The following is a 23943-nucleotide window of genomic DNA, read 5'->3' on the forward strand; positions in this document are numbered from 1 at the left end:
GTCAGCGGACCGCGCCGACCACCGCCCAGCCGCCGGAGCGCAGCCGCAGCAGCAGGGCGACCAGCCGGAGCACCACGAAGAGGGTGAGCCCGGCCCAGATGCCGCCCAGCCCCAGATCGAGCCCGTAGGCCAGCCAGATGGCCGGCAGGAAGCCGCCCAGCGCGGCCACCACCGTGAGGTTGCGCAGGTAGCGGACGTCGCCGGCGCCGATCAGCACGCCGTCCAGGGCGAAGACCACCCCGGCCAACGGCTGCATCGCGACGAACCAAGGCCAGGCCACCATCGCCTGCTCACGGACCTGCGGGTCGGAGCTGAACCAGGAGGGCAGCACCCCGGCGCTGGCGGCGATCAGCACCGCGAAACCGAGGCCGCAGACGCCGCCGAGCAGCCCGATCCGGCGGGCCAGCGCCCGGGCGGCGGCGGCGTCTCCGGAGCCGAGCGCGGCGCCGATCAGCGACTGGGCGGCGATCGCGAGCGCGTCGAGCACCAGCGCGGTGAAGAACCACAGTTGCAGGGCGATCTGGTGCGCCCCCACCGCCGCCGCGCCGAAGCGGGCCGCCACGGCGGTCGCGGAGAGGAAGCTCGCCTGGAACGCCGCGCCACGGATGAGCAGGTCGCGGCTGAGCACCAGCTGCTGCCGGATCAGCCGGGGCCGGGGCCGCAGCGAGACGCGCTCGGCGATCAGCGCCGCGGCGAAGAGCCCACCGGCGATGGTCTGCGCCACCACGTTGGCCACGGCCGAGCCCGCCATACCCAGCCCGGCGGGGTAGACCAGCAGCGGGCAGAGCAGCGCGGAGAGCAGGTTGGGGCCGAGCACGAAGAGCAGCGGGCGACGGGTGTCCTGGATGCCGCGCAGCCAGCCGTTGCCGGCCGCGGCGAGCAGCAGGCCCGGGGCGCCGAGCGACGCGATCCGCAGCCACTGCGCGGCGGCGTCGGCCACCTCGCCGGGGGCGCCGACGAGGGTACGGGCCAGCGCCCCGCCGCCGAGCTGCATGCCGATCGCGACCAGCAGCCCCACGCCGAACGCGAGCCAGGACGACTGCACGCCCTCGGCGACGGCGGCCGCCCGATCGCCCGCGCCGAACCGGCGGGCGGAGCGGCCGGTGGTGCCGTACGCGACCACGGTGCCGAGCCAGGCGGTGAGCGTCATGACGGTGCCACCGACGGCGAGCGCGGCCAGCGGAACCCGGCCGAGATGACCGACGACGGCCGTGTCGACCAAAACGTAGAGCGGCTCGGCGGCGAGCACGACGAGGGCCGGCAGGGCGAGCGCGGCGATCCGGCGCGGCGAGACGGACCCGCCGGTGGCGGGCGCGGTGACGGGGGCGGCTGGCTGGGTCATCGCCGCCGATCCTGGCACGACCTCCGTAAGGAGCGCAAGACGGCTGATGACTTACGCGGGATGCCCCGCCGATCTTTCCCGGTGCAACGTGATCGACTCGGGATACCTGACTTCGGGGTGTCCCGGCGGCGGGTGACCACGCCTTCAACGATCCCGAGTCGATCATGAATCCCGCCGGCTCAGGGCTGGCCGTCGGGGAGCGATTCGAGCCAGCGGCGGACGTCGGCGCGGCCGCGCAGGCGGACCATCGGCAGATCCGGGGCCCGGGACGCGACCGCGGCGAGCAGCCGGGGTCGCGAGTCGCGGGGAAAGCGCCAGACGTAGCGGAGGAACTGAAGGTCGATCTGCTCCGGGCAGCCGACGGGCAGGTCGTCGCGCGGGGTGGCGCGGTGCGCCCACCGACGGCGCAGCACCCGGCCGAGGCAGCGCAGCCGGGGCGGATCAGAGAAGACGAGCAGGTCGGCCCGGGGCAGGCGCAGGTCGAGAGTGCCGCCGTAGTTGCCGTCCATCACCCAGGCGGGTCGAGCGGCCAACCCGGCGACCGTCTCGCGCCAGCGGGCCTCGCCAGGCGCCGTCCAGCCGGGCTGCCAGAAGTGCCGGTCAAGGTGGATCAGCGGGAGATCGAGCCGGCAGGCGATCTCGCGGGCGAGAGTGGTCTTGCCGGCGCCGGCGCTACCGACGACCAGGATCCGGTGCACCGGGCGACGGTAGCGCCCGCCGGGGGCCGGCGGGTATCGGCGCGGGTCGGGTCAGGACATCGACGCCGGACGGGCGGTGACGCTGTCGGCGCGGCGCGTCGGCGGCGTCACCGCCGGACGGTACGGCTCACTGACGGGTGTCCATCGACGTCTGCAGCGCGCGGCGGGCCTGCTCGCGGGCGTCGTCAGTGGTCTCGGTCTTGGGCTTGCTCGGCATCGTGGTGCTCCCTTCCAGGGTGCGAGCCACCGACGGACGGCGGCCCTCACGGGCGGTCCTGCTGAGCGCCTCGACGGCGGTCCGGGGTTGCCGGAGCGGCCGGCTGGGCAGCGTGAGCCCGGGTCGGTCGACCCTGGAGAGAGGCGGCACCGGGTGTGGCGCCACCCCCGTGACCTGCGCCGATCAACGCGGCGAGGGCCGTTCCCAAATTAGCGTTCAGTCAGCCGGGCTGCGCCTCGTTCCCGGCATCTGGACAGTCGGGACCGCGACGTCAGCGGGCCAGGAAGTGCCAACCCAGCCACCACCAGAAGCCGAAGAGACCGATCCGGCCCACCGGCACCGGACCCACCTCGTAGCGCATGACGTACGCGCAGACCTCGCCGAGGGTGGGGATCCGGGAGCCCTCCCGGCGGGCCAGCCACTCGATGGTGCCGAAGAGCGCCATCGCGGCGAGGAAGCCACCGATGGCGAGCGCCCGCATCATCGCCGCACCAGCCCCCAGAACGCGGCGAGCCAGGCGAACCAGGCCGCGGAGCGGGCCAGTTGGTCCTCCAGCAGCGGATCGGCGAGCCGGGAGAAGGTGGGGAAATCATCGCCCACCGCGAGCACGAAGGTGGCGCCCTCGAAGACTCCGAAGATCACCACCGGCAGCGCCCACCACGCCGCGCCGGTGCCCAGCCGGGTCGGCGCCGGCCGGCGCGGCACCCGGTTGCTCAGACCGAGCCAGATCAGCACCCCGCCGGTGCCGAGCGTGTAGAGATTGGCCTCGGTGGAGAAGGAGGCGAACCGGCCGCCCACCAGTGAGAGGCAGACCAGCACGGGTACGGAGACGGCGGGACGGTCCCAGGCGCGGGGCGCCTCGACGGTGACGGTGAGGTCGTGGGGCTGCTCCATTCCGTGATTCTCCCCGCCCGCGGCGAGTGCGGGAAGGGTGCCGCTCCCGGAGCTGACCCCGATCTTCCCGGCGTCAGCCCACGGCGGTCGGGATCAGCGCCGCGTCGAGCTGCCCACGGATCGCCGCCACGACCTCCTCGGCCGCGCCCCGCCCGGTGAAGCCGGCGGCGAACCGGTGCCCGCCACCGCCGAGCGCCACCGCCACCCGGCTGACGTCCACCGCCCCCTTGCTGCGCATCGAGATCGCCCACTCGCCGGGTGCGGTCTGCTTCAGCACGCAGCTCACGTCCGCCTCGGCCGTGCAGCGCACCGAGTCGATCAGCGCCTCCAGCACGTAGGGACGCTGGTCGTGCCGGGCCAGGTCGTCCAGAGTGGCCCAGGTCCAGACCAGTCCCCGGCCGGCGGCCGCGGCCGGCTCCAGCCGCGCCCGGCCGAGCACCTCGCCGAAGAGCCGGACCGCCCCGAACGGTCGGGTGTCGAAGACCCGCCGGGAGATATCACCGGGACGGATACCGGTGGCGAGCAGCCGAGCGGCCAGCTGGTGCACCTCGGGCGTGGTCGCGTCGAACCGGAACGAACCGGTGTCGGTGGTCAGCGCGACGTAGAAGCACTCGGCGATGCCGGCGTCCAGCGGGACGCCGAACCGGGCCAGCAGCTGCTCGGCGACCACCGAGGTGGCCGCGGCGCGCGGGTCGACCAGGTGCACCCCGCCGAAGCGGGTGTTCGAGGCGTGGTGGTCGAGCACCAGCGCGGCGCCCGCGGTGTCGAGCCGGTCGACCAGCTCGCCGAGGCGCGACTCGCTCGCCGCGTCGAAGCAGATCACGAGATCGGGATCCGGGTACGCCTCGGTCGCCGGCACCAGCAGGTCGAGGCCCGGGAGGCCACGGAACGGCTCGGGCACCTCCGGCGGCCCCGGGAAGGTGGCCTGCATCCGGCGTACGCCGAGCCGCCGCAGGCCCAGGCCGAAGCCGAGCATGCTGCCCAGCGCGTCGCCGTCCGGGTTGACGTGGCAGATCAGCAGCACCCGGCCGTCCGGCGGCAGCTCACGGATGAGAGCCTCGGCGGCGGCCCAGTCGGCCGCGGTCGGGCCGGTCTCCGGCACCGCCTCGACGACGGCGCCGGCCGGAACACCCGCCCCGGTCACCGCCGATCCCCGCCCGCGGGCGGTTTGTCGTCCTCGTCCTCGGCGTCGTTCTCGTCCGTCTCCTCGTCGAGCCGGTACGGCTGCGCCTCACCGGCGTACTTGGCCTGGGCGGCCAGCCGCTGCACCTCGGCGTCGGCGTTGCGGGCGGCGGCGAGCAGGTCGTCGATGTGCTTGACCTGGTCCTGCACGTCGTCGAGGACGAAGGTCAACGTCGGCGAGTGACGCAGCCCGAGGGCCTTGCCCACCGTGCTGCGCAGCAGACCCTTGGCGCTCTCCAGCGCGGCGGCCGTGCCCGACTGGGCGGCCGCGTCGCCGAGCACGGTGTAGAAGACCGTGGCGTCGCGCAGGTCAGCGGTGATCCGGGCGTCGGTGATGGTGATCATGCCGAGCCGCGGGTCCTTGATCTGGCTCCGCACCACCGACGCGACCAGTTCGCGCACCCGCTCCGCGTGCCGGCGTACCTTGGCCGGATCCGTCATCTCCGCCACCTCCACGGTGTCCCGCTCCCAGCCGGAAACGGGCGGCACCCGCCACCCGGCCCCCGACCGGCCAACATCTCGAACACTACCCGCGGCCCCCGGCACGCCGCGCGTCGCCGGCGGCGGCGCCACCGACCGGTACCGCGTACCCTCGTCGGCCGGCCCCGCCCGGCGGCGCCTCAGTCGTCGGCGCCGTGCAGCCGCCGCCGGACCGACAACAGCTCGACCTCCGGTCGGCCGGCCACCAGGCGCTCGCACGAGTCGAGCACCTCGCCGACGTGCGCCGCCTCGGCGGCCACGACGGCGACCGCTATCTCGGCTCGACCATGCAGGTCGAGCGCTCCCACTTCAGCGGCCGAGACCTCGAAGCGACGCAGCGCCGCCACGATCGGCCGTACGTATGATCTCTTGGCCTTGAGCGACCGGGAGTCGCCCGGCAGCAGCAGGTCGAAGACCGCGGTTCCGGTGAACATCGTCCCGGACGATACCCGGATGCCACCCCGCATGATCAAGGGGTTTACGCCTTCCGGCGTAAACCCCTTGATCAGCGTTGTCACCGCAGGATCAGGCGCGCGGCTTCTCCCGCATCTCGAAGGTCTCGATGATGTCGCCGACCTGGACGTTGTTGAACCCGCCCAGGGTCAGACCACACTCGAAGCCCTCCCGGACCTCCGTCGCGTCGTCCTTGAACCGCTTCAAGGAGCTGACCGTGAGGTTGTCCGCCACGACCGCACCGTCGCGCAGCAGCCGTGCCTTCGCGTTGCGGCGAATGACACCGGAGCGGACGATACAACCGGAGATGTTGCCGATCTTGGACGAGCGGAACACGTCGCGGATCTCCGCGGAGCCCAGCTCGACCTCCTCGTACTCCGGCTTGAGCAGCCCCTTGAGCGCCGCGTCGATCTCCTCGATGGCCTGGTAGATGACCGTGTAGTACCGGATCTCCACGCCCTCGCGGTCGGCGATCTCGCGGACCTTGTTGGCAGCCCGCACGTTGAAGCCGATGATCGTGACCGCCTCGGACGAGGCGCTCGCGAGCATGACGTCGCTCTCGGTGATCGCGCCGACGCCCCGGTGGATGATCCTGAGCTGGACCTCCTCGGGGATGTCGAGGTTGAACAGCGCGTCCTCGAGGGCCTCCACCGAACCGGAGCCGTCGCCCTTGAGCACCAGGTTGAGCGAGGTCTTCTCGCCCTCCTTGAGCTGCTCCATGAGCGTCTCGAGGGTGGCCCGGCCGCGCGAGTTGGCGAAGGACGCCGCCCGCCGCCGTGCCTGCCGCTGCTCGGCGATCTGCCGCACCGTGCGGTCGTCCGCCGCGGCGAGGAAGGTGTCACCGGCGCCCGGCACCGCGGTCAGACCGAGGACCAGCACCGGACGCGCCGGACCCGCCTCGGCGACCTGGTTGCCGTTCTCGTCGAGCATCGCCCGAACCCGGCCGTGCGCCCCACCGGCGACGATCGAGTCGCCCGCCCGCAGGGTGCCCTTCTGCACCAGCACCGTCGCCACCGCACCGCGACCCTTGTCGAGGTGCGCCTCGATCGCCACACCCTGCGCCGGCCCGTCGATCGGAGCGGTCAGCTCCAGCGACGCGTCGGCGGTCAGCAGGACGGCCTCGAGCAGCTCGTCGATGCCGATACCCGGCTTCGCGGCCACGTTGACGAACATGGTGTCGCCGCCGTACTCCTCGGCGACCAGTCCGTACTCGGTCAGCTGCTGGCGGACCTTGTCCGGGTTGGCCTCCGGCTTGTCGACCTTGTTGACCGCCACCACGATCGGCACGTCGGCCGCCTTGGCGTGGTTCAACGCCTCGATGGTCTGCGGCATCACGCCGTCGTCGGCCGCGACCACCAGCACCACGATGTCCGTCACCTGGGCACCGCGGGCACGCATGGCGGTGAACGCCTCGTGACCCGGGGTGTCGATGAAGGTCACCGCCCGGTCCTCGCCCTCGTGCGGGACGTGGACCTGGTAGGCGCCGATGTGCTGGGTGATGCCACCCGCCTCGCCGGCCACCACGTTCGCCTTACGGATCGCGTCGAGCAGCTTGGTCTTACCGTGGTCGACGTGACCCATGACGGTCACCACCGGCGCACGGCTGACCAGGCGGTCCTCCGCGACCTCGGCGTCGAGGTCGATGTTGAACTGCGCGAGCAGCTCGCGGTCCTCGTCCTCTGGGCTGACGATCTGGATGTCGAAGCCCAGGTGCTCACCCAGCAGCAGCAGGGTGTCGTCAGAGCAGGACTGGGTCGCGGTGACCATCTCGCCCAGGTTGAACATCTCCTGGACCAGCGAACCCGGGTTGGCGTTGATCTTGTCGGCGAAGTCCGACAGCGAGGCGCCACGGGAGAGCCGGACGACCTGACCCTGACCCCGGGGAGCACCCGAGCTCATGGTCGGAGCCGACAGGTTGTCGAACTCCTGTCTGCGCTGCTTCTTGGACTTGCGGCCACGCGTCGGCCGGCCACCCGGACGCCCGAAGGCACCCGCGGCGCCGCCGCCACGGCCACGGCCACCGGCACCCGGACGGCCGCCGCCACCGGCCGGAGCACCCGGCCGGAAACCGCCACCGGGAGCGCCACCGCCGCCGCCACCGGGACCGCCACGGTAGCCACCGCCACCGCCGCCGCCACCGGGACCGCCGCGGAAGCCACCGCCACCGCCACCGCCACCGCCACCGGGACCGCCGCGGAAGCCACCGCCACCGCCGCCACCCGGACGACCGGCGCCGCCACCGGGACGACCAGCGCCACCGGGGCCGGGACGGCCCGTGGACGGACGCTGGCTCGGCATGGAGGCCGGGCTGGGCCGAGGCGGCATGGAGGCCGGGCTCGGCCGCGGCGGCATGCCCGACGGGCTGGGCCGCGGACCACCCGCGCCGGCCGCCGGGGGCCGCTGCTGCTGGCCACCCTGGATGCCGAACGGGTTGTTACCGGCGCCGCGCGCCGGCGGACGACCGCCCGGACGGGCACCGGGGCCCGGCGTCGGGGCGCCCGGACGACCGGCGGCCGGGGCACCCGGACGCGGCGGCGCCGCGTTCGGACCCGGACGCGGGCCAGGACGGGGACCGCCCTCGGCCGGAGGCTCCCGGCGGACGTTCTCCCGCTGCTGCTGGCGGGCGGCCTGGGCGGCCTTGACCGCGGCCTCCTGCTCAGCCTTCAGCGCGGCGGCACGCGCCTCGGCGGCCGCCACCTCGATGTCGTGCGCACTCGCCGGCTTCGCGACCGGAGCCGCGGGCTGCGCCGGACCGGGCGTCGGCCCCTTGGGCTTCGGACCGGGTGCCGGCGCGGCCGGCCGCCGCGGCGGCATCGGCTTGGCCGAGACCCGGGGCGCACCTGGGGTCGGAGACGGCGTCGGGGTCGGTGCCGGGCTCGGGGCGGCCGCCGGCGGGGCGGTCGGCGCCGAGGTACCGGCGGACGCGACGAATGCGCCACGCAGCCGCCGGGCGACGGGCGCCTCGACGGTGCTGGACGCGGACTTCACGAACTCGCCCATTTCCTTCAGCTTGGCGAGAACGGTCTTACTCTCGACCCCGAGCTCTTTTGCAAGCTCGTGAACGCGGGCCTTGCCTGCCACTGCACTCCTCACTCCGAGGTCGTGCGGGCAGCACCCGCAGCGACCTCACTCGTGCACTTGAAGCCTGGTCATTTCAGGGACTTCATCGTGTGCTCATGTCGGTCGTCCTACCTTGCTAGCGACCCGCGCCCGGTCGGGCTGACCGGGCGTCGTGGTTGACGCATCGATGTGCTCCGCAAGCTCGCCGTGGTCGGGGACCCCGGCGACGCGCAGCGCACGCCCGAAAGCGCGTCGCCGCACTGCCAGCGCGAAGCAGGCCGGATCCGGGTGCATGTTCGCGCCCCGACCCGGCAGTCTGCGAATCGGATCGGGGCGGAGGCTGTAGCCAGCCTCGTCACCGACCGCGACGACCCGCAGAAGTTCGCTCGCCGGCGCTCGCTGCCGGCAACCCACACAGGTGCGCTCCGGCTGCGCGCGTCGTGTCACTGAGAAAGTCTACCCCTAGCTGCCGGAGATCGCGCCGCCCGGCTCCGGGACGTGATCAGCTCCGCTCCGGGCGGCCGGGTTCGCCTGCTCCGCGTCCGAGCGGATGTCGATCCGCCAACCGGTCAACCGGGCCGCAAGTCGGGCGTTCTGCCCCTCCCGCCCGATGGCCAGCGAGAGCTGGAAGTCCGGCACGGTCACCCGGGCGGTCCGGGTGGCCAGGTCGACCACCTCGACCCGCAGCGCCTTGGCCGGCGACAACGCGTTGCCGACGAACGTGGCCGGGTCGTCCGACCAGTCGATGATGTCGATCTTCTCGCCGTGCAGCTCGCTCATCACCGCGCGGACCCGCTGGCCCATCGGGCCGATGCAGGCGCCCTTGGCGTTGACCCCGGGGGCCGCGGAGCGGACCGCGATCTTCGTACGGTGACCTGCCTCACGCGCGATGGCGCCGATCTCGACGGTGCCGTCGGCGATCTCCGGCACCTCGAGCGCGAAGAGCTTCTTCACCAGCGCCGGGTGCGACCGGGACAGGGTGATCTGCGGCCCGCGCAGGCCCTTCGCCACATGCACCACCACGCACCGGATCCGCTCACCGTGCACGTACCGCTCGCCGGGCACCTGCTCGGACTGCGGCAGGACGCCTTCCAGCTTGCCCAGGTCGACGCTGACGATGCCCTTCTCCGCGCGCGCCTCGTGCGCCTGCACCACGCCGGTCACCAGGTCGCCGTCGCGCCCCACGTACTCGCCGAAGTGCACCTCGTCGGTGGCCTCCCGCAGCCGCTGGAGGATCACCTGCTTGGCGGTCATGGCCGCGATCCGGCCGAAGTCGTGCGGGGTGTCGTCCCACTCCCGCACCACGGCGCCCTCGTCGTCCACCTCCTGCGCGTACACCAGGGCCGCGCCGGACTTGCGGTCGATCTCCACCCGCGCGTGCGGCTCGGCGCCCTCGGTGTGCCGGTAGGCGGTCAGCAACGCGGTCTCGATCGCCGCGAGGATCGTGTCGAACGGGATCTCCCGCTCGCGCTCCAGTGCGCGCAGCGCCGCGAGGTCGATGTTCACCTCTCCTCGTCCTCCACATCATCTTCGTCGTCGATGTCGTCTGAATTCCCGGTCTCGCCGGTGTCGTCGAGCTCGTCCGATTCCTCGATCTCGTCGAGGCGGCTGAACTCGACCTGCACCCGACCGGGGCCAAGCTCGGCATAGGTCAGTTCCGCGCGGCCGGCATCGGTCTCCAGCGCCACGCCCTCGTCGTCGGCCTCGACCACGCGGCCGGTCAGCTGCCGTTCGCCGGCGGGCTGCTCGCCGCGCTGGCCGGGCAGCGCGCCCGCGCCCCGGGTGGTCACCTTGACCAGCCGGCCGACGTTGCGTCGCCAGTGCCGGGGCAGGGTGAGCGGCCGGTCCACGCCCGGCGAGCTGACCTCGAGCTGGTATTCGCCCGCGACGATGTCGCCACTGGACTCCTCCGCGGCGTCCAGCGCCGTGGAGACCGCCCGGGACACGTCCGCGACGGCGTCGAGGTTGATCCCGCCGTCGGCGTCCACGATCACCCGCACCACGTGCCGTCGACCGGCCCGGGAAACGGTGAGGTCCTCGAGGTCGTAGCCGGCGGCCGTGACCACGGGCTCGATCACCTCGCGCAACCGGTTGCGCCGGGCGGCGAGGTCACCCCCGCGGGGCCGGTCACCGCCACCGGGGCGCTCGCCACCGCGGGGCCGCCCGGTCGACCTGGTGGCACGGCCACGCTGCGTCATCTCCGCACCCTTCTCCTGATCGACGGCGACCCGATTGCCTGGTCGTCCCGCCCAATGCCGGCACGCCACCGGTGCGGACGCGCCGGTGGCTGCGCAGAGCGTAACGCGCCTGGCGGCCACCCGGCCGGGCGGCGCACCGACGCCGATGACCCGGGCACGACCGGACATGGTGTTGACTTGTCCGGTGGCAACGGGCATGACTGCACAGCGCAACGGGACATCCGGGCATTCCCGGCGACGACTGCTGCGCGCCGGGGCCGTGCTGGCCCTCGGTGGCGCGGCGATGCCGCTGACCGGCTGTGATCTTTTCGACCGGGACGGCGGGCCGAACCCGGCCGCCGATCCCCTGCGACCACTGCTCGACGAGGCGCTCACGCTCGCCGCGAGCTACCGGGAGGCCGCCGGGACCCACCCGGACCTGGCCGACCGGCTCACCCCGATCGCCGAGGCGCACCAGGCGCACGCCGCCGAGCTGGCCCGGGTCATCGGGGTGCCGCTCCCGTCGGCCGTCGCGGCACCGAGCGGCCCGCCGTCGGCCGACCCGGACACCGCGCTCGCCGCCCTGGTGCAGCGGGAACGGGCCGGCCGGGACGCCGCCGTGACGGCCTGCGCCGCGGCACCCGCGGAGCGGGCCGCCCTGCTCGGCTCGGTCGCGGCCGCCCGGGCCACCCACCTGGAGGCACTGAAGTGACAGCGCGCGCAGCGGTCAGCACCGCCGAGGCGCTCGGCGCGGCGCTGACCGCCGAGTACGCGGCGATCTACGCCTACGGCCCGATCGGGATCCGGCTCTCCGGCGCCGTCCGCACCGTCGCCCGGCAGTCCGAGGCCGCGCACCGGCGTCGCCGCGACGCGCTGGTGGTGCAGCTCAGCACCACGGGCGGGACGGTGCCGCCGGACCAGGCCGGGTACGCCCTGCCGTTCCCGGTCACCGACCGGGCGAGTGCGCTGCGGCTGGCGGTCGAGGTCGAGGAGCGCACGGCGGCGCACTGGCGGGCGGCGCTGGCCGCCACCACCGGCGCCGACCGGGACCAGGCGCTGGACGCCCTGCTCGACTACGCGGTGCGGGCCACCCGGTGGCGGCGAGCCGCCGGGCTCACCCCGCTGACCGTTCCCTTCCCCGGCCGACCCACCTGACCGGTCTCCGCCGGGTGGACGTCGCCGACGACCCCCGCCCAGCTTGCGGGTCGCATACCAGGTATGCATACTCCGGGCCATGTCCATCCGTCACGGGCTGCTCGCCCTGCTCGAACGCGGCAAGATGTACGGCTACCAGCTGCGGGCCGCGTTCGAGGAGTCGACCGGGTCGACCTGGCCGCTGAACATCGGGCAGGTCTACACCACGCTCTCCCGCCTGGAGCGGGACGGGCTGGTGCGCCCGCTGCCGGAGAGCGAGGCCGGCCAGCGCCCGTACGAGATCACCGACGCCGGGCGGGCCGACCTGGCGCTCTGGTTCGCCACCCCGGTCAGCCGTACCGACCGGCCGCGCGACGAGCTGGCGATCAAGCTGGCGCTGGCGCTCACCACCCCCGGCGTCGACGTGCGGTCGGTGGTGCAGACGCAGCGCAGCGCGACCATGCGGGCGCTGCAGGAGTTGACCCGGTTGAAGTACGCCAGCGACCGGCCGGAGGACCTGCCCTGGCGGCTGGTGCTCGACGCGATGGTGTTCCAGGCCGAGGCCGAGGTGCGCTGGTTGGACCACTGCGAGACCAGTCTGGTGCGGTACCGCCCGCCCGACCCCGGCCGGCAGGCGACCGCACCGCCGGCTCAGGCGGTGCACCCGGTCGACGAGGAGGCACGGCGGTGAGCGGACCGGACGTCGCCGTGCTCGAACTGCGTGACGTCCACCGCACCCACGGGGCCGACGCGGCCGCCGTGCACGCCCTGCGCGGGGTGAGCCTGACCGTCCGGGCCGGCGAACTGGTGGCCGTGATGGGCCCGTCCGGCTCCGGCAAGTCCACCCTGCTGACGCTCGCCGGCGGCCTGGACAGCCCCACCGCCGGCGAGGTGCGCGTCGAGGGGCAGCCGCTGGCGCAGCTGGACCGCCGCGGCCTGGCCCAGCTGCGCCGACGCCGGGTCGGCTACATCTTCCAGGACCTCAATCTGCTGGGCAGCCTGAGCGCGGTGGAGAACGTCGCGCTGCCGCTGGAACTCGACGGCACCGGGGTACGCCGGGCCCGCAAGCTGGCCCTGGCCGCGCTCGCCGAGGTGGGCCTGCCCGAGTTGGGCGACCGCTTCCCGGACCAGCTCTCCGGCGGCCAGCAGCAGCGGGTGGCGATCGCCCGCGCCCTGGTCGGCGAGCGGCGGCTCGTGCTGGCCGACGAGCCGACCGGGGCCCTGGACTCGCAGACCGGAGAGGCCGTGCTGCACCTGTTGCGCCGCCGGGTCGACGCCGGCGCGGCCGGGCTGCTCGTCACCCACGAGGCGCGGCACGCCGGCTGGGCGGACCGGGTGATCTTCCTGCGGGACGGGGTGCTGGTCGACACGACGGCGCCGCTCGGCAGCGTCGAGCAACTGCTCAGCGGTAGCGGGCGGTGAGCGTCCGCGCCAGCGTACGGACCCGGCTGCGGGTCGGCGCCCGACCAGCGCCGGGCGACCGGCAGCCGGGCGCACCGGGAAGCGGCGCACCGTTCGGCCGGCGGCGGGCGGCCGAGCTGGTCGGCTCCTGGCGGGCGGCCCTGCGCATCGCCCGGCGGGAGGCGCGCCGGGCCCGGGGCCGGACCGCGCTGGTGCTCTCCATGATCACTTTGCCGGTGCTGGTGCTGGCGTTCCTCGCGGCCAGCTACGACATGGGACAGCTGACCCCTCAGGAGCGGGTCGACCGGCAGCTCGGGATCGCCGACGCGTCACTGCGCTGGATGGGCGACCGGCCGGTCGTCCAGGACCAGTGGGGCGAGGCCTGGCACTCCCGCGACGCCGAGTACCCGACGCTCGGCCGCGCGGCCACCGCCGAGCAGGTGACCGCGCTGCTCGGGCCGGGCAGCCGGGCCACACAGGTACGCCTCTGGACGCCGGTCACGTTCCGGATCGGCGACCGTGACCAGACGGTGCAGGGGCGCACCCTCGACCTCACCGACCCGCTCGCCCGCAGCACCGTGCGCCTGCACGACGGTCGGGTGCCGGCCGCCCCGGGCGAGATCGCGGCGAGCCCGGCCGCCCTGCGCCGCCTCGACGCCCGGGTCGGCGACCAGATCAGCAACGCCGACGGCTCCCGGTCGTACCGGGTGGTCGGGACGGTCGAGTTCCCGGACGAGCTGGGTCCGCTGCTCGCCCTGCACCCCACCGCCGGACAACGCACCGATCCCGAGGCGGAGACCACCTGGCTGGTCGACCTGCCCGGGGAGGTGGACGCCGGCCTGGTCCACCGGCTCAACGAGCGGGGCATGGTGGTGACCGCACGGACTCCGGTGACCGCCGGCCCCGGGTACTGGCCGGAGCGGCGCGGACTGGCCGACCCCGCCGACCTGAGCACCGGCGTGCTGGTCGGCGGGCTCGGCCTGCTCGAGGTGGTGCTGCTGGTCGGGCCGGCCTTCGCGGTCGGCGTACGACGGCGGCGCCGGGACCTTGCCCTGGTCGCCGTGGCCGGCGGCGACGCCGCCCAGCTGCGCCGGGTGGTGCTGGCCGACGGGGTGGTGCTGGGTTGCCTCGGTGCCGGCGCCGGCCTGGCGCTCGGGGTCGGTGCCGCGTTCGCCGCCCGCCCGCTGGTCGAGGAGTACGTCTTCGGCGCCCGCTTCGGCGGCTACCGGTGCTGGCCGGCCGCGCTCGCGGTGATCGCCGGGGTCGCGGTGCTGGCCGGGGTGCTCGCCGCGCTGGCCCCGGCCTGGACGGCCGCCCGGCAGGACGTGGTCGCCGGGCTGGCCGGGCGGCGGACCGCGCCCCGGCACCGGGGGCGGTGGTTGGTGCTCGGGCTGGCCCTCACGGCCGGCGGCGCGGCGCTCGCCGCGTTCGGCGCCGCCGGGAGCACGCCACCGGTCATCCTCACCGGGCTGATCCTCGGCGAGCTGGGACTGGTCTTCTGCATTCCCACGCTGATCGGGCTGCTCGCCCGGCTCGGCCGGGCACTGCCCCTGGCACCCCGGATCGCGCTGCGCGACGCCAGCCGCAACCGGGCGTCGGCCGCGCCGGCCATCTCCGCGGTGATGGCCGCGGTGGCCGGCAGCGTCGCCCTCGGCACCTTCCTGGCCAGTGACACGGCCCGCGACGCCGCCACCTACCAGCCGAGCATGCCGATCGGGCACGTACTGGTCACCGGCACCGGGCCGGAGCAGCCACCGGTGCGGCACGCCCAGGTCGCCGAGGTGGCCCGGGCACAGCTGGGCGCGGAGGGGGTGGCACCGCTCGACGAGGTCCGCTGCGACCCGGGGCGAGGCCCCACCGACCTGTGCGCGGTCACCCCGGTGCTGCCGCCCGAACGGATCTGCCCCTGGCAGCTGGGCGACGGGCTCACCGCCGCGGACCAGCGGCAGGCCCGCGCCGACCCGCGCTGCGATTTCCGGTCCGAAAACTACTTCGGGCCGTACCTGCCGGTGCTGGTGGACGACGGCACGGCGATCCCGATCCTCACCGGCGCGGCGCCGGCCGAGGCGGCGGCGGCCGCCGCCGTGCTGCGCGCCGGAGGCGCGGTGGTGACCGACCCGAGCTACCTGCGCGACGGCCGGGTGGCGGTCGCGGTCGAACGGGGCGACGAGGCGGGCCCGCCTGCGCGCACGCTCAGCCTGCTGCCCGGGTACGCGCTGCGCGACACCGTCGGCCCCGACCGGCTGCTGCTCTCCCGGACCGCAGCCGCGCAGCTGGGACTGACGTGGTCCACCAGCGGCTGGGCGGTCGCCACGCCGGCCCGGCCCGACCAGCGCCAGCTCGACCGGTTCACCGCCGCGCTGCGCCCGTACGGCTCGTACGTCATCGAGGTGGAGAAGGGCCACCAGCCGGGTGCGAACGAGCCGCTGCTGCTCCTGCTCGCGGCGGCGGCCGGGCTGATCACCGTGGGCGCCGCCGGGATCGCCACCGGGCTCGCCGCCGCGGAGGGTCGCGCCGATCTCTCCACTCTGGCCGCGGTCGGCGCCAGCCCGACGGTACGGCGGCTGCTCTCGCTCTGCCAGGCCGGCGTGATCGCCGGACTCGGCTCGCTGCTCGGCATCGTGGCCGGTCTCGGCACCGCCGGCATCATCCTGTTCTCGATGAACCGGCAGTACGCCGGCACCTGGCCGATCAGCGACCCGTATCCGCTAGTGATGCCCTGGTCGGCGCTCGGCATCCTGGTGATGGTGCCGCTGGTGGCGATGCTCGGCGCGGCCCTGTTCACCCGCTCCCGGCTGCCCGTCGAGCGGCGGCTGGACTAGACCACGTCCGACACTCGGGGGTGCCGCCGGGAACGCCGAGCCGGCACACTGTCCCCGTGCCCGCGCTCGGAGCCCTCACCCGCCGCCTCGGCCACCACCGCTGGTTCGGCGCCGCCGCCCGTCTGCTCGTCCCGGCCGACCGGGTGGTCGGGCGACTCACCCGGGGTCGGGTGGTGGCCCTCGGGCTGATCCCGTCCCTCATCATCACCACCACCGGACGCCGCTCCGGCAAACCGCGCAGCAATCCCCTGCTCTACGTGCGGGACGGCGACGCCTATGTGGTGATCGGTTCGAACTGGGGCCAGCCGCACCAGCCTGGCTGGTCGATGAACCTGCTCGCCCGACCGGAGGCCGAGGTGACCGTGCGCGGCCGCCAGATCCCGGTCCGGGCCGACGTGGCCACCGGCGCCGAACGGGACCGGCTCTGGCAGTTGCTGGTGACCGAGTGGCCGGCGTACCGGACGTACGTGAGCCGGGCGGGAGGGCGGGAGATCCGCATCTTCCGGCTGGCCCCGGTCGGGCGCGGCGCGCCGGCCGGGGCGGACGGCCATGGCTAGGGTGGTGCGCGGCGGGGCGACCGGTGCGCACGACCGGGGCCGGCCGGCGGTGTCCTGAGAGCGGGCAGCGGACACCGTGAAGGTGTCCGCGCAGTCGCGAGGCAGGGGTGGTCGGCGTGAGCGCGAGCAGCGGGGACGCCGGGTTCGACCGGCACCTGGCCGATCCCCGGTGGACGGTGGCCGAGCGGGTGGCGGAGGCGGCCCAGCGGCGGTTCCCGGCCGACGTGCTCGCCCTCGCGGTGCACGGGCCGCTGGCCCACGGCGACGACGACGGCGGTGGCGACCGCGAGATCGGGCTGCTGGTGGTGACCTACCGGCCGAACGCCGGCCCGGCCCCGGCCACCCGGCGGGTCGACGGTGTGCTGGTCGACCTGACCGTGGCCGGCGCCGACGACTACCTCCGGCAGGCCCGGGTGATCTCTCCGCTCTGGCCGCTGACCGCGGACCGGTACGTCACCACCTGCCCGCTGCACGACCCGACCGGCTGGCTGCGGACCCTGCGCGACGAACACCTCGGGCGACTGGCCCGCGCCCGCCCGGCCGAGTTCAGCGCCGCGGCCCGGCAGGCCTGGTACCGGGGGTACGCGGCGCACGCCCGGGCCGCCCGGCTCGCCGAGTGGTACGAGACGGACCAGGCGCTGCTCATGCTCGGTGAGGCGCGGCTGGCCGCGGCCACGGTGAACGGCCTGCTCAGCCGCACCTACTTCCGGGATCCGGGCGACGCGGTCCGCCGCACCGGCCTGGCCGGCGCCGACATGACCGAGGTGGGTGCGGTGCTGGCCGGTCAGTCGGCGGAGCTGGCCGCCCGTGGCCAGCCCGTCGACGGCAGCGTCGACGACCTGCTCACCGGTTGACCGGCCAGCTCAGCCGAGGCCGCCCTGGACGCCGATCAACGCGCCGACCAGGTAGGTCGCCGCGGCGGCGGCCGCCCCCAGCAGCAGTTGTCGCAGCCCGCTGGACCACCACCGCCGGTTGGTGAACCGGGCCACCACCGCGCCGGCGGCGAAGAGGCCGAGCCCGCCCACCCCGAGCGCCAGCCCGAGGCTGGTGAAGCCGATCAGGTAGCTCAGCAGCGGCACCAGCGCGCCGACCGAGAAGAAGAGGAACGACGAGATCGCGGCGGCCCACGGGCTCGGCTGGTCGTCGGGGTCGACGCCCAACTCCTCCCGGACGTGCACCCGCAGCGCCTCCTCCGGGTTGCGCCGGACCGCCTCGGCCACCTGCACGGCGAGATCCCGGGGCAGCCCCCGGGCCACCCAGGCCTCGGCCAGCTCGCGGGCCTCCGCCTCGGGGTGCCGCTCCAGCTCCCGGCGCTCCTTGGCCACCTCGGCGGCGACCTGCTCGTTGGCGGACCGGACGCTGGTGTACTCGCCCAGCCCCATCGAGATGGCCCCGGCGACCAGGCCGGCCGTGCCGGTGAGCACGATGCTGCGCGGCGACACGCCACCACCGCCGACACCGGCGATCAGCGCGATGTTGGTGACCAGGCCGTCCATCGCCCCGAACACGGCCGGTCGCAGCCACCCGCCGGACACGTCGGCGTGGTGGGCCTCGCGCAGCGCGGCCGGCGTTTCGGTCACGGCAGGGTCAGGATCTCGTGGCCGTCCTCGGTCACCAGGATCGTGTGCTCGAACTGCGCGGTCCACTTGCGGTCCTTCGTGACGACGGTCCAGCCGTCGTCCCACATGTCGTACTGGTAGGTGCCCAGCGTGATCATCGGCTCGATGGTGAAGGTCATGCCCGGTTCCATCACGTCGGTCGGCCGGGGGCTGTCGTAGTGCGGCACGTAGAGCCCGCTGTGGAAGGACTCGCCAATGCCGTGGCCGGTGAAGTCCCGGACCACGCCGTAACCGAAGCGCTTGGCGTACGACTCGATGACCCGGCCGATCACGTTGATCTGCCGACCCGGGACGACCGCCCGGATGCCCCGCATCATCGCCTCGTGGGTCCGCTCGACCAGCAGCCGGGCCTCGTCACTGACCTCGCCGACGCAGAACGTGGCGTCGGTGTCGCCGTGCACACCGTTGATGTACGCGGTGACGTCGACGTTGATGATGTCGCCGTCGGCGAGCACGGTGGAGTCCGGGATGCCGTGGCAGATGACCTCGTTGAGGCTGGTGCAGCAGGACTTCGGGAAGCCCCGGTAGCCCAGCGTCGACGGATAGGCGCCGTGGTCGCAGAGGAACTCGTGCACCACCCGGTCGATCTCGTCGGTGGTGACGCCCGGCTTGCAGTGCTCCCCGGCGAGCTGGGTCGCCTGGGCGGCCAGCCGGCTGGCGATCCGCATCTTCTCGATGGTCTCCGGGGTCTGGACGTGCGACCCCCGCCACTCCTGCGGGCCCTTCTTGCCCACGTACTCGGGGCGAGGAATGTCGGCAGGCACCGGTCGCCACGGGGAGAGCGTGCCTGGGGTCAGCGGCGAACGGACGGTCATGGACCAAGCCTATCGTCGTGCCGGGGGTGAGCCCCGCCACGGCCCGCTCCGGAGGGTTGTTGCCCCACCTGGCCCGCTGTGCCACTGTGTCTGCGTGGATCAAGGGGCAGCGCCGCCCGTCTTCTCCGCCACCGCGGAGATCGACGGCGATCACCTCCAGGTGGTGGTGGCGGGAGAGGTCGACATGTCGACCGCCGACACCATGCGCCAGACCGCGCTCCGCGAGCGCGCGGCGCGGGTCACGCTCGACCTGCGGGCGGTGACCTTCTTCGACTCGGCCGCGATCCACGCCGTGGTCCAGCTGGCCCGGCAGTTCCCGGGCACGCTCACCGTGCTGCCGTCCCGGCAGGTCCGCCGGGTGCTGGAGATCGCAGGCCTCGGCGAGCAGCCCTGGCTCCGCCCGGTCTGAGCCGCGACGCCCGCCGGGCGGCGGCTCAGCTCTGCAGCCTCCGGCGCAGCGTCACCTCCGTGCCGCTCGGGGTACGGCTGACCGAGAGTTCCCCCAGCGCGCGGATCAGCGAGAGCCCGCGCCCCCGGAATCCGGACCCGGTCGACTCCCGCCACTGTCCGCTGTCGCGCACCCTGGCCACCACCGTCCCGTCCTCGATCGTCACCTCGACGCTGATCGTCGCCTCGGCGGGGGTGACCGGGTGCTCGATGGCGTTGGCGGCGGCCTCCGAGATCGCCACGGTCAGGTCGAAGAGGTCCGTCTCGCCGACGCCGTGCGCGACCAGGAATTCCTCCAGCCGCTTGCGCAGCACGCTGAGTCGGGTCGGGTCGGTCGGCAGCCGCAGCGCGAACCGGTTGAGCTCGGCGGCCTCCAGCGCGAGCACCGCCACGTCGTCGCGTCGGGGCCGTCCGGCGACCCGCGCCACCACGGCGTCGACCAGGTCCACGACGTGCTCGACCGGGCTGGCCGCGTCCGCCCGCAGCTGCGCCAACGCCGCGTCGATGCCGACCTGCCGGTCCTCGATCAGCCCGTCGGTGTAGAGCAGCAGCCGGCTGCCGGGGGCCAGCTCGCCCGCCACCGTCCGGTACGACGTGTCCGGCAGGGCGCCGACCGGCGGACCCAGCGCGCGGTCGTGCAGGAGCACCGCCTCACCCGCGCGGATGACCAGCGGGGACGGATGGCCGGCACTGGCGTACCGCAGCCGCCCGGTGCGGGGCTGGAACAGCAGGCAGACCACGGTGGCGAGGGGCCGGTGCTCGGTCGAGCCGACGAGCCGGTTCAGCCGGGTCAGCGACTCGCCCGGGTCGAACCCCTCCAGCAGGTACGCCCGCAGCGCGTTGCGCAGCTGGCCCATCGCCGCGGCGGCCTGCACTCCCTTGCCGACCACGTCACCGATGACCAGCACCATCTCCTGGTCGTTGAGCGCGACCACGTCGTACCAGTCGCCGCCGACCTCGACGTCGGCGCTGCCCGGCAGGTAGCGGCTGGCCACCACCGCGCCCGGCAACTGCGGCAGCGACCGGGGCAGCAGGCTGTGCTGCAACGTGTTGGCGATGCGGTGCTCGGCCTCGTAGAGCTGGGCGTTCTCCAGCCGCGCCCCGACCAGCCGGGCGAGCTGGGTCAACGCCGCCTCGTCGGTCTCCGCGCCGTCCCCGTCCGGACGCCACACCCTCAGCTCGCCCAGGGCGTCGCCGCCGGTGCCGGTGAGCGCCAGCGCGAACGAGGGATCCGGGGCGGTGCTGCCCCCGGCGTCGGCCTCGGCGCGGGCACCGTTGGCGTTGATCACCACCCGGACGGCCTCGGCGAGGCTGAGCGCGTGCCGGGCGGCGACCTGGAGGACGTCCGTGGTGGAGCGGGCGGTGTTCACCGCCACCGCCGCGTCGGCCAGCGCCCGGAGTCCGCGGATCAGCTGGCCGCGCAACTGCCCGAGCTCGACGTTGGCCCGCACCCGGGCGATCAGCTCCTGTCCGGAGAAGGGCTTGGTCAGGTAGTCGTCCGCACCGACCGACAGGCCGGCCACCGCCTCGGCCGATCCGGCCCGGGCGGAGAGCAGCACGATCGGCACGTACCGGGTGCGCGGGTCCGCCCGCAGCGCGGTGACCAGCCCGAACCCGTCCAGCCGGGGCATCATCACGTCCGTGAGCACCAGGTCGAAGTCGCCCTCACCGGCGAGCCGTAGCGCCTGCGCGCCGTCGCTCGCGGTGACCACGTCCCAGCTCGGCGAGAGCAGCCGGGTGACGTGTTCCCGCAGGTCGGCGTTGTCGTCGGCGACCAGGATCCGCCCCGCCGGGGCGGCGCCCGCGGGGCGCGTCGGCTCTTCCTGGCCGGCCCAGAGCGCGCTCTCCATGACGTGCAGGCGGGCCTGCCTCGGCTCGGCGGGGGTCAGCCCGGTGTCGGCCACCCGCTCCGGCGGCAGGTGCGCGGAGCCGAAAGGGACGGTCACCGTGAAGGTGCTGCCCTCGTCGACGCGGCTGGTCACCGTGACCTCGCCGCCGTGCATCTCGGTCAGCTCGCGCACCAGCGCCAGGCCGATCCCGGTCCCCTCGTGGGTACGGGAACGCGCACCGGGCACCCGGTGGAACCGCTCGAAGACGTGCGGCAGCTGCTCCGGCGCGATGCCCACGCCGGTGTCTTCGACCTCCACCCGGGCCGCGCCGTCGACCGCCCGGACCCGGACCCGGATCTCGCCGTGGAAGGTGAACTTGACCGCGTTCGACACCAGATTGAGGACGACCTTCTCCCACATGTCGCGGTCCACGAAGACGGGCGCGGGCAGCGGAGGGCAGTCGACCTGCAGCCGTAACCCGGCCCGTTCGATCGCCGAGCGGAAGGTGCTGGCCAGGCGGGAGGTGTAGTCGGCCAGGTCGGTGGGCTCGTAGCGGGCAGCCAGCCGGCCGGACTCCAGCCGGGAGAAGTCGAGCACCGTGTTGACCAGCTTCAGCAGGCGCAGCGCGTTGCGGTGCATCACGGTGAGCCGGTCGATGTGGCCGGCCGGCAGAGTGGGATCGGCGAGCAGATCCTCCAGCGGGCCGAGCACCAGGGTGAGCGGGGTGCGGAACTCGTGGCTGACATTGGCGAAGAAGTTGGTCTTGGCGCGGTCCAGGGCGGCCAGTTCGGCGGCTCGCGCGCGTTCCTGCTCGTACGCCCGCTGCTTGCCCACCGCGCGGCTGACCTGGCTGGCGACCAGGTCCAGGAAGGTGCGGTACTCGTCGGTGAGCGGCAACCGGCGACCCACGCCCACCACGAGCGCACCGACGGTCTCGTTGGTCGCGGTGATCGGCAGCACCAGCGCCTTGTCGCCCGCCCCGGCCGGCACCGAATCGAGCACCTCGGCCACCCCCACCAGGGCGGGCCCGTCGCCGGCGACCGAGGCGAGCAGATCGGCCCGGGCCGTGACCGCCGCGGGCTCCACGCCGCTGCACCCGGCCAGGGTGAACCGGTCGGCGTCAACACGGAGCCAGATCTGCGCGAAGGGCACGTCGGCCCGGTACCGGTCGAGCACCTCGGCGATCGTCCGGCCCAGCTCGGCGCCGGAGCCGACGTCGGCCAGTTCGGTGCCGAGCTCGGCCAACGCCCGCAGCCGGCGCTCCCCGACCACCCGCCCGGTGGTCTCGTTCACGATGCAGAAGACGCCGGCGACCGACCCGTCGCCGCCGCGGATCGGGTCGTAAGAGACGTCGAAGTAGGTCTCCTCGAGGAAGCCGTGCCGGTCGATCAGGAACTGGTGGTCCTCGCCCCGGTACGAGCGACCGCTGCGCCGTACGCCGTCCAGCAGCGGGGCGAGCACGTCCCAGGTCTCCGCCCAGTACGTCCGGGCCGGTTGGCCCAGCACCTCCGGGTGCTTGCTGCCGATCGTCGGGCGGTAGGCGTCGTTGTAGAAGGCGAGCTGCTCCTCGCCCCAGAACATGACGATCTGGGCGCTGGAGGCGAGCATCATGCCGACGGCCCCGGAGAGGGCGGGCGGCCAGCCGTGCGGCGCGCCCAGCGCGGTGCGGGACCAGTCGAGGGCACCGAGGCGGCGCCCCATCTCGCCACCGGTCGCAAAGGCCGCGGCCAGCGGCGGGGGCAGCTCACCGCCGGCCGGGCGTTGCCCCCGGTCCGCGCCCCCCAGCGGCGAACTCATGCAGCCTCCCGCTCCGGCCAATCCACCCGTCAGCCGATGATCTCCATCCGCCGTGCTCCGCCATGTACCCCAGCGGAACGGCAACGTAACGCATGGCGCGGCGGGAGCGCTGTTTGCCTCCGTGCCCGCCGAGTCGCGACGGCGAGGCGATTGCCGGCCGGTCCGGGCCCGGCCCGCCGGCAGCCCGCGCCGGCAGGCCCATTGAGGAGCGTGGCTGACCGGTGGGACGGCGAGCGCCAGCGCGGGCCTGGCGGAAATGTGACATCGGCTACACCGGGCCTGGCCGGCGGTCAGCCCCGCAGGCGCCCGAGGGCCCGGTCCCGGCCCGCCCGGACCAACGCGGCGACCGGCCGCGGATCCGCCTCGTTCTCCGGGTGCCACTGCACACCCAGCACGAACGGCCGGTCCGGGTCCTCCACCGCCTCGACGACCCCGTCGTCGGCCCAACCGGTGACGGTGAGCCGCCCCGGATCGGCCACCCCCTGGTGGTGGTACGAGTTGACCCGGTCCACCCCGGCCATCACGGCCCCGGCCAGGCTGCCCGGGGCGAACCGGACCGGATGCGTGCCGTAGACACCGGGCGCCGGGCGGTGCCCGTCATGCCCGACCACCTCCGGCAGGTGCTGGTGCAGGCCGCCGCCGTAGGCGACGGCGAGCAACTGCATGCCCCTGCAGATCCCGAGCACCGGCAGCCCGAGGTCGAGCGCGGCGGTGAGCAGGGTCAACTCGCCGGCGTCCCGATCCGGCCGGCTCTCGGTGCGCGGGGCCGGGAGCTGGCCGTACCGGGCCGGGTCCACGTCGGCGCCGCCGGCCAGGATGAGCCCGTCCAGCACCCGCAGCACGTCCGCGTCGCGGTCGTCCGGGGGCAGCACCACGGCCCGGCCGCCGGCCGCGGTCACCGCCCGCACGTACGCCTCGGGCACCAGCACCGCGGGCACGTCACGCCAGACCGCCCAGCCAGCCGGCTCGACGTAGGCGCTGACCCCGATCAGCGGCCGGGTCACCGGCTCACTCCCACG

The 23943-nt window shown here is 74.4% G+C and carries 23 protein-coding genes; 8 read left to right on the plus strand and 15 right to left on the minus strand.

The window, feature by feature from the left end:
* Window position 1: 1 nt before the first annotated feature.
* From ACIBBA_RS26810 to rimP, 11 genes are all read right to left on the minus strand, one after another.
* On the minus strand, window positions 2-1342 hold the full coding sequence (locus ACIBBA_RS26810; protein ID WP_396700699.1) for an MATE family efflux transporter: 1341 nt from the start codon (window positions 1340-1342) through the stop codon (window positions 2-4).
* Between the two features lie 179 nt (window positions 1343-1521).
* On the minus strand, window positions 1522-2040 hold the full coding sequence (locus tag ACIBBA_RS26815) for an adenylate kinase (RefSeq protein WP_396700700.1): 519 nt from the start codon (window positions 2038-2040) through the stop codon (window positions 1522-1524).
* A gap of 488 nt (window positions 2041-2528) precedes the next feature.
* The gene (locus ACIBBA_RS26820; protein ID WP_357053711.1) at window positions 2529-2738 is read right to left on the minus strand and encodes a DUF6186 family protein; all 210 of its coding nucleotides are present in this window, start codon (window positions 2736-2738) and stop codon (window positions 2529-2531) included.
* Window positions 2738-3151, minus strand: coding sequence for a hypothetical protein (locus tag ACIBBA_RS26825; protein WP_396700701.1), 414 nt, complete (start codon window positions 3149-3151; stop codon window positions 2738-2740). Before ACIBBA_RS26825 ends, ACIBBA_RS26820 begins: the two co-directional genes overlap by 1 nt.
* Before the next feature lie 73 nt (window positions 3152-3224).
* Window positions 3225-4253, minus strand: a complete 1029-nt coding sequence (locus ACIBBA_RS26830; protein WP_396700806.1) for a bifunctional oligoribonuclease/PAP phosphatase NrnA — start codon at window positions 4251-4253, stop codon at window positions 3225-3227.
* Window positions 4254-4291: 38 nt separating this feature from the next.
* Complete coding sequence (gene rbfA / locus ACIBBA_RS26835) at window positions 4292-4774, minus strand: 30S ribosome-binding factor RbfA (protein ID WP_396700808.1); 483 nt, start codon at window positions 4772-4774, stop codon at window positions 4292-4294.
* 179 nt (window positions 4775-4953) lie between these two features.
* Window positions 4954-5247 carry a DUF503 domain-containing protein gene (locus tag ACIBBA_RS26840; protein WP_350869781.1) on the minus strand — a complete coding sequence of 98 codons (294 nt, stop codon included), beginning with the start codon at window positions 5245-5247 and terminating at the stop codon, window positions 4954-4956.
* A 91-nt stretch (window positions 5248-5338) separates the two neighbouring features.
* Complete coding sequence (gene infB / locus ACIBBA_RS26845; RefSeq protein ID WP_396700702.1) at window positions 5339-8347, minus strand: translation initiation factor IF-2; 3009 nt, start codon at window positions 8345-8347, stop codon at window positions 5339-5341.
* A 93-nt stretch (window positions 8348-8440) separates the two neighbouring features.
* Window positions 8441-8773, minus strand: coding sequence for a YlxR family protein (locus ACIBBA_RS26850; RefSeq protein ID WP_350869778.1), 333 nt, complete (start codon window positions 8771-8773; stop codon window positions 8441-8443).
* Window positions 8774-8788: 15 nt separating this feature from the next.
* Window positions 8789-9832: a transcription termination factor NusA gene (gene nusA, locus ACIBBA_RS26855; RefSeq protein WP_357052982.1), complete on the minus strand. Its 1044-nt coding sequence runs from the start codon at window positions 9830-9832 to the stop codon at window positions 8789-8791.
* Window positions 9829-10524 (minus strand): ribosome maturation factor RimP, encoded by a 696-nt coding sequence (rimP, locus tag ACIBBA_RS26860; RefSeq protein WP_396700703.1) that lies wholly within the window; start codon window positions 10522-10524, stop codon window positions 9829-9831. The genes nusA and rimP overlap by 4 nt, the downstream gene beginning before the upstream one ends.
* Window positions 10525-10765: 241 nt before the next feature.
* Here rimP and ACIBBA_RS26865 point away from each other — a divergent pair, with 241 nt between their 5' ends.
* From ACIBBA_RS26865 to ACIBBA_RS26895, 7 genes are all read left to right on the plus strand, one after another.
* On the plus strand, window positions 10766-11215 hold the full coding sequence (locus ACIBBA_RS26865; protein WP_396700810.1) for a hypothetical protein: 450 nt from the start codon (window positions 10766-10768) through the stop codon (window positions 11213-11215).
* A complete protein-coding gene (locus ACIBBA_RS26870) occupies window positions 11212-11658 on the plus strand; it encodes a ferritin-like domain-containing protein (protein ID WP_396700705.1) in 447 nt (148 codons plus the stop codon). Before ACIBBA_RS26865 ends, ACIBBA_RS26870 begins: the two co-directional genes overlap by 4 nt.
* A gap of 79 nt (window positions 11659-11737) precedes the next feature.
* Window positions 11738-12328 (plus strand): PadR family transcriptional regulator, encoded by a 591-nt coding sequence (locus ACIBBA_RS26875; RefSeq protein WP_350869770.1) that lies wholly within the window; start codon window positions 11738-11740, stop codon window positions 12326-12328.
* Window positions 12325-13059: an ABC transporter ATP-binding protein gene (locus tag ACIBBA_RS26880; RefSeq protein WP_396700706.1), complete on the plus strand. Its 735-nt coding sequence runs from the start codon at window positions 12325-12327 to the stop codon at window positions 13057-13059. The genes ACIBBA_RS26875 and ACIBBA_RS26880 overlap by 4 nt, the downstream gene beginning before the upstream one ends.
* Window positions 13056-15860, plus strand: a complete 2805-nt coding sequence (locus ACIBBA_RS26885; RefSeq protein ID WP_396700707.1) for an FtsX-like permease family protein — start codon at window positions 13056-13058, stop codon at window positions 15858-15860. The genes ACIBBA_RS26880 and ACIBBA_RS26885 overlap by 4 nt, the downstream gene beginning before the upstream one ends.
* 56 nt (window positions 15861-15916) lie before the next feature.
* A complete protein-coding gene (locus ACIBBA_RS26890; RefSeq protein WP_396700709.1) occupies window positions 15917-16417 on the plus strand; it encodes a nitroreductase family deazaflavin-dependent oxidoreductase in 501 nt (166 codons plus the stop codon).
* Window positions 16418-16533: 116 nt separating this feature from the next.
* Window positions 16534-17271 (plus strand): nucleotidyltransferase domain-containing protein, encoded by a 738-nt coding sequence (locus ACIBBA_RS26895; RefSeq protein WP_396700710.1) that lies wholly within the window; start codon window positions 16534-16536, stop codon window positions 17269-17271.
* Between the two features lie 9 nt (window positions 17272-17280).
* On the opposite strand, the gene ACIBBA_RS26900 is transcribed toward ACIBBA_RS26895, so the two are convergent.
* A complete protein-coding gene (locus tag ACIBBA_RS26900) occupies window positions 17281-17997 on the minus strand; it encodes a VIT1/CCC1 transporter family protein (RefSeq protein WP_396700711.1) in 717 nt (238 codons plus the stop codon).
* Complete coding sequence (map, locus tag ACIBBA_RS26905; RefSeq protein WP_396700712.1) at window positions 17994-18851, minus strand: type I methionyl aminopeptidase; 858 nt, start codon at window positions 18849-18851, stop codon at window positions 17994-17996. Before map ends, ACIBBA_RS26900 begins: the two co-directional genes overlap by 4 nt.
* A gap of 94 nt (window positions 18852-18945) precedes the next feature.
* Between map and ACIBBA_RS26910 the strand changes: the two genes are divergently transcribed.
* Window positions 18946-19260: an STAS domain-containing protein gene (locus ACIBBA_RS26910; RefSeq protein WP_396700713.1), complete on the plus strand. Its 315-nt coding sequence runs from the start codon at window positions 18946-18948 to the stop codon at window positions 19258-19260.
* 25 nt (window positions 19261-19285) lie between these two features.
* Here the strand turns inward: ACIBBA_RS26910 and ACIBBA_RS26915 are convergent, their stop codons facing one another.
* Both ACIBBA_RS26915 and ACIBBA_RS26920 read right to left on the minus strand, forming a co-directional pair.
* Complete coding sequence (locus tag ACIBBA_RS26915; protein WP_396700715.1) at window positions 19286-22924, minus strand: SpoIIE family protein phosphatase; 3639 nt, start codon at window positions 22922-22924, stop codon at window positions 19286-19288.
* Window positions 22925-23214: 290 nt separating this feature from the next.
* The gene (locus tag ACIBBA_RS26920) at window positions 23215-23928 is read right to left on the minus strand and encodes a gamma-glutamyl-gamma-aminobutyrate hydrolase family protein (RefSeq protein ID WP_396700716.1); all 714 of its coding nucleotides are present in this window, start codon (window positions 23926-23928) and stop codon (window positions 23215-23217) included.
* Window positions 23929-23943 lie beyond the last annotated feature (15 nt).

It is taken from the genome of Micromonospora sp. NPDC051006 (assembly GCF_044456245.1).
Taxonomy (GTDB): Bacteria; Actinomycetota; Actinomycetes; order Mycobacteriales; family Micromonosporaceae; genus Micromonospora.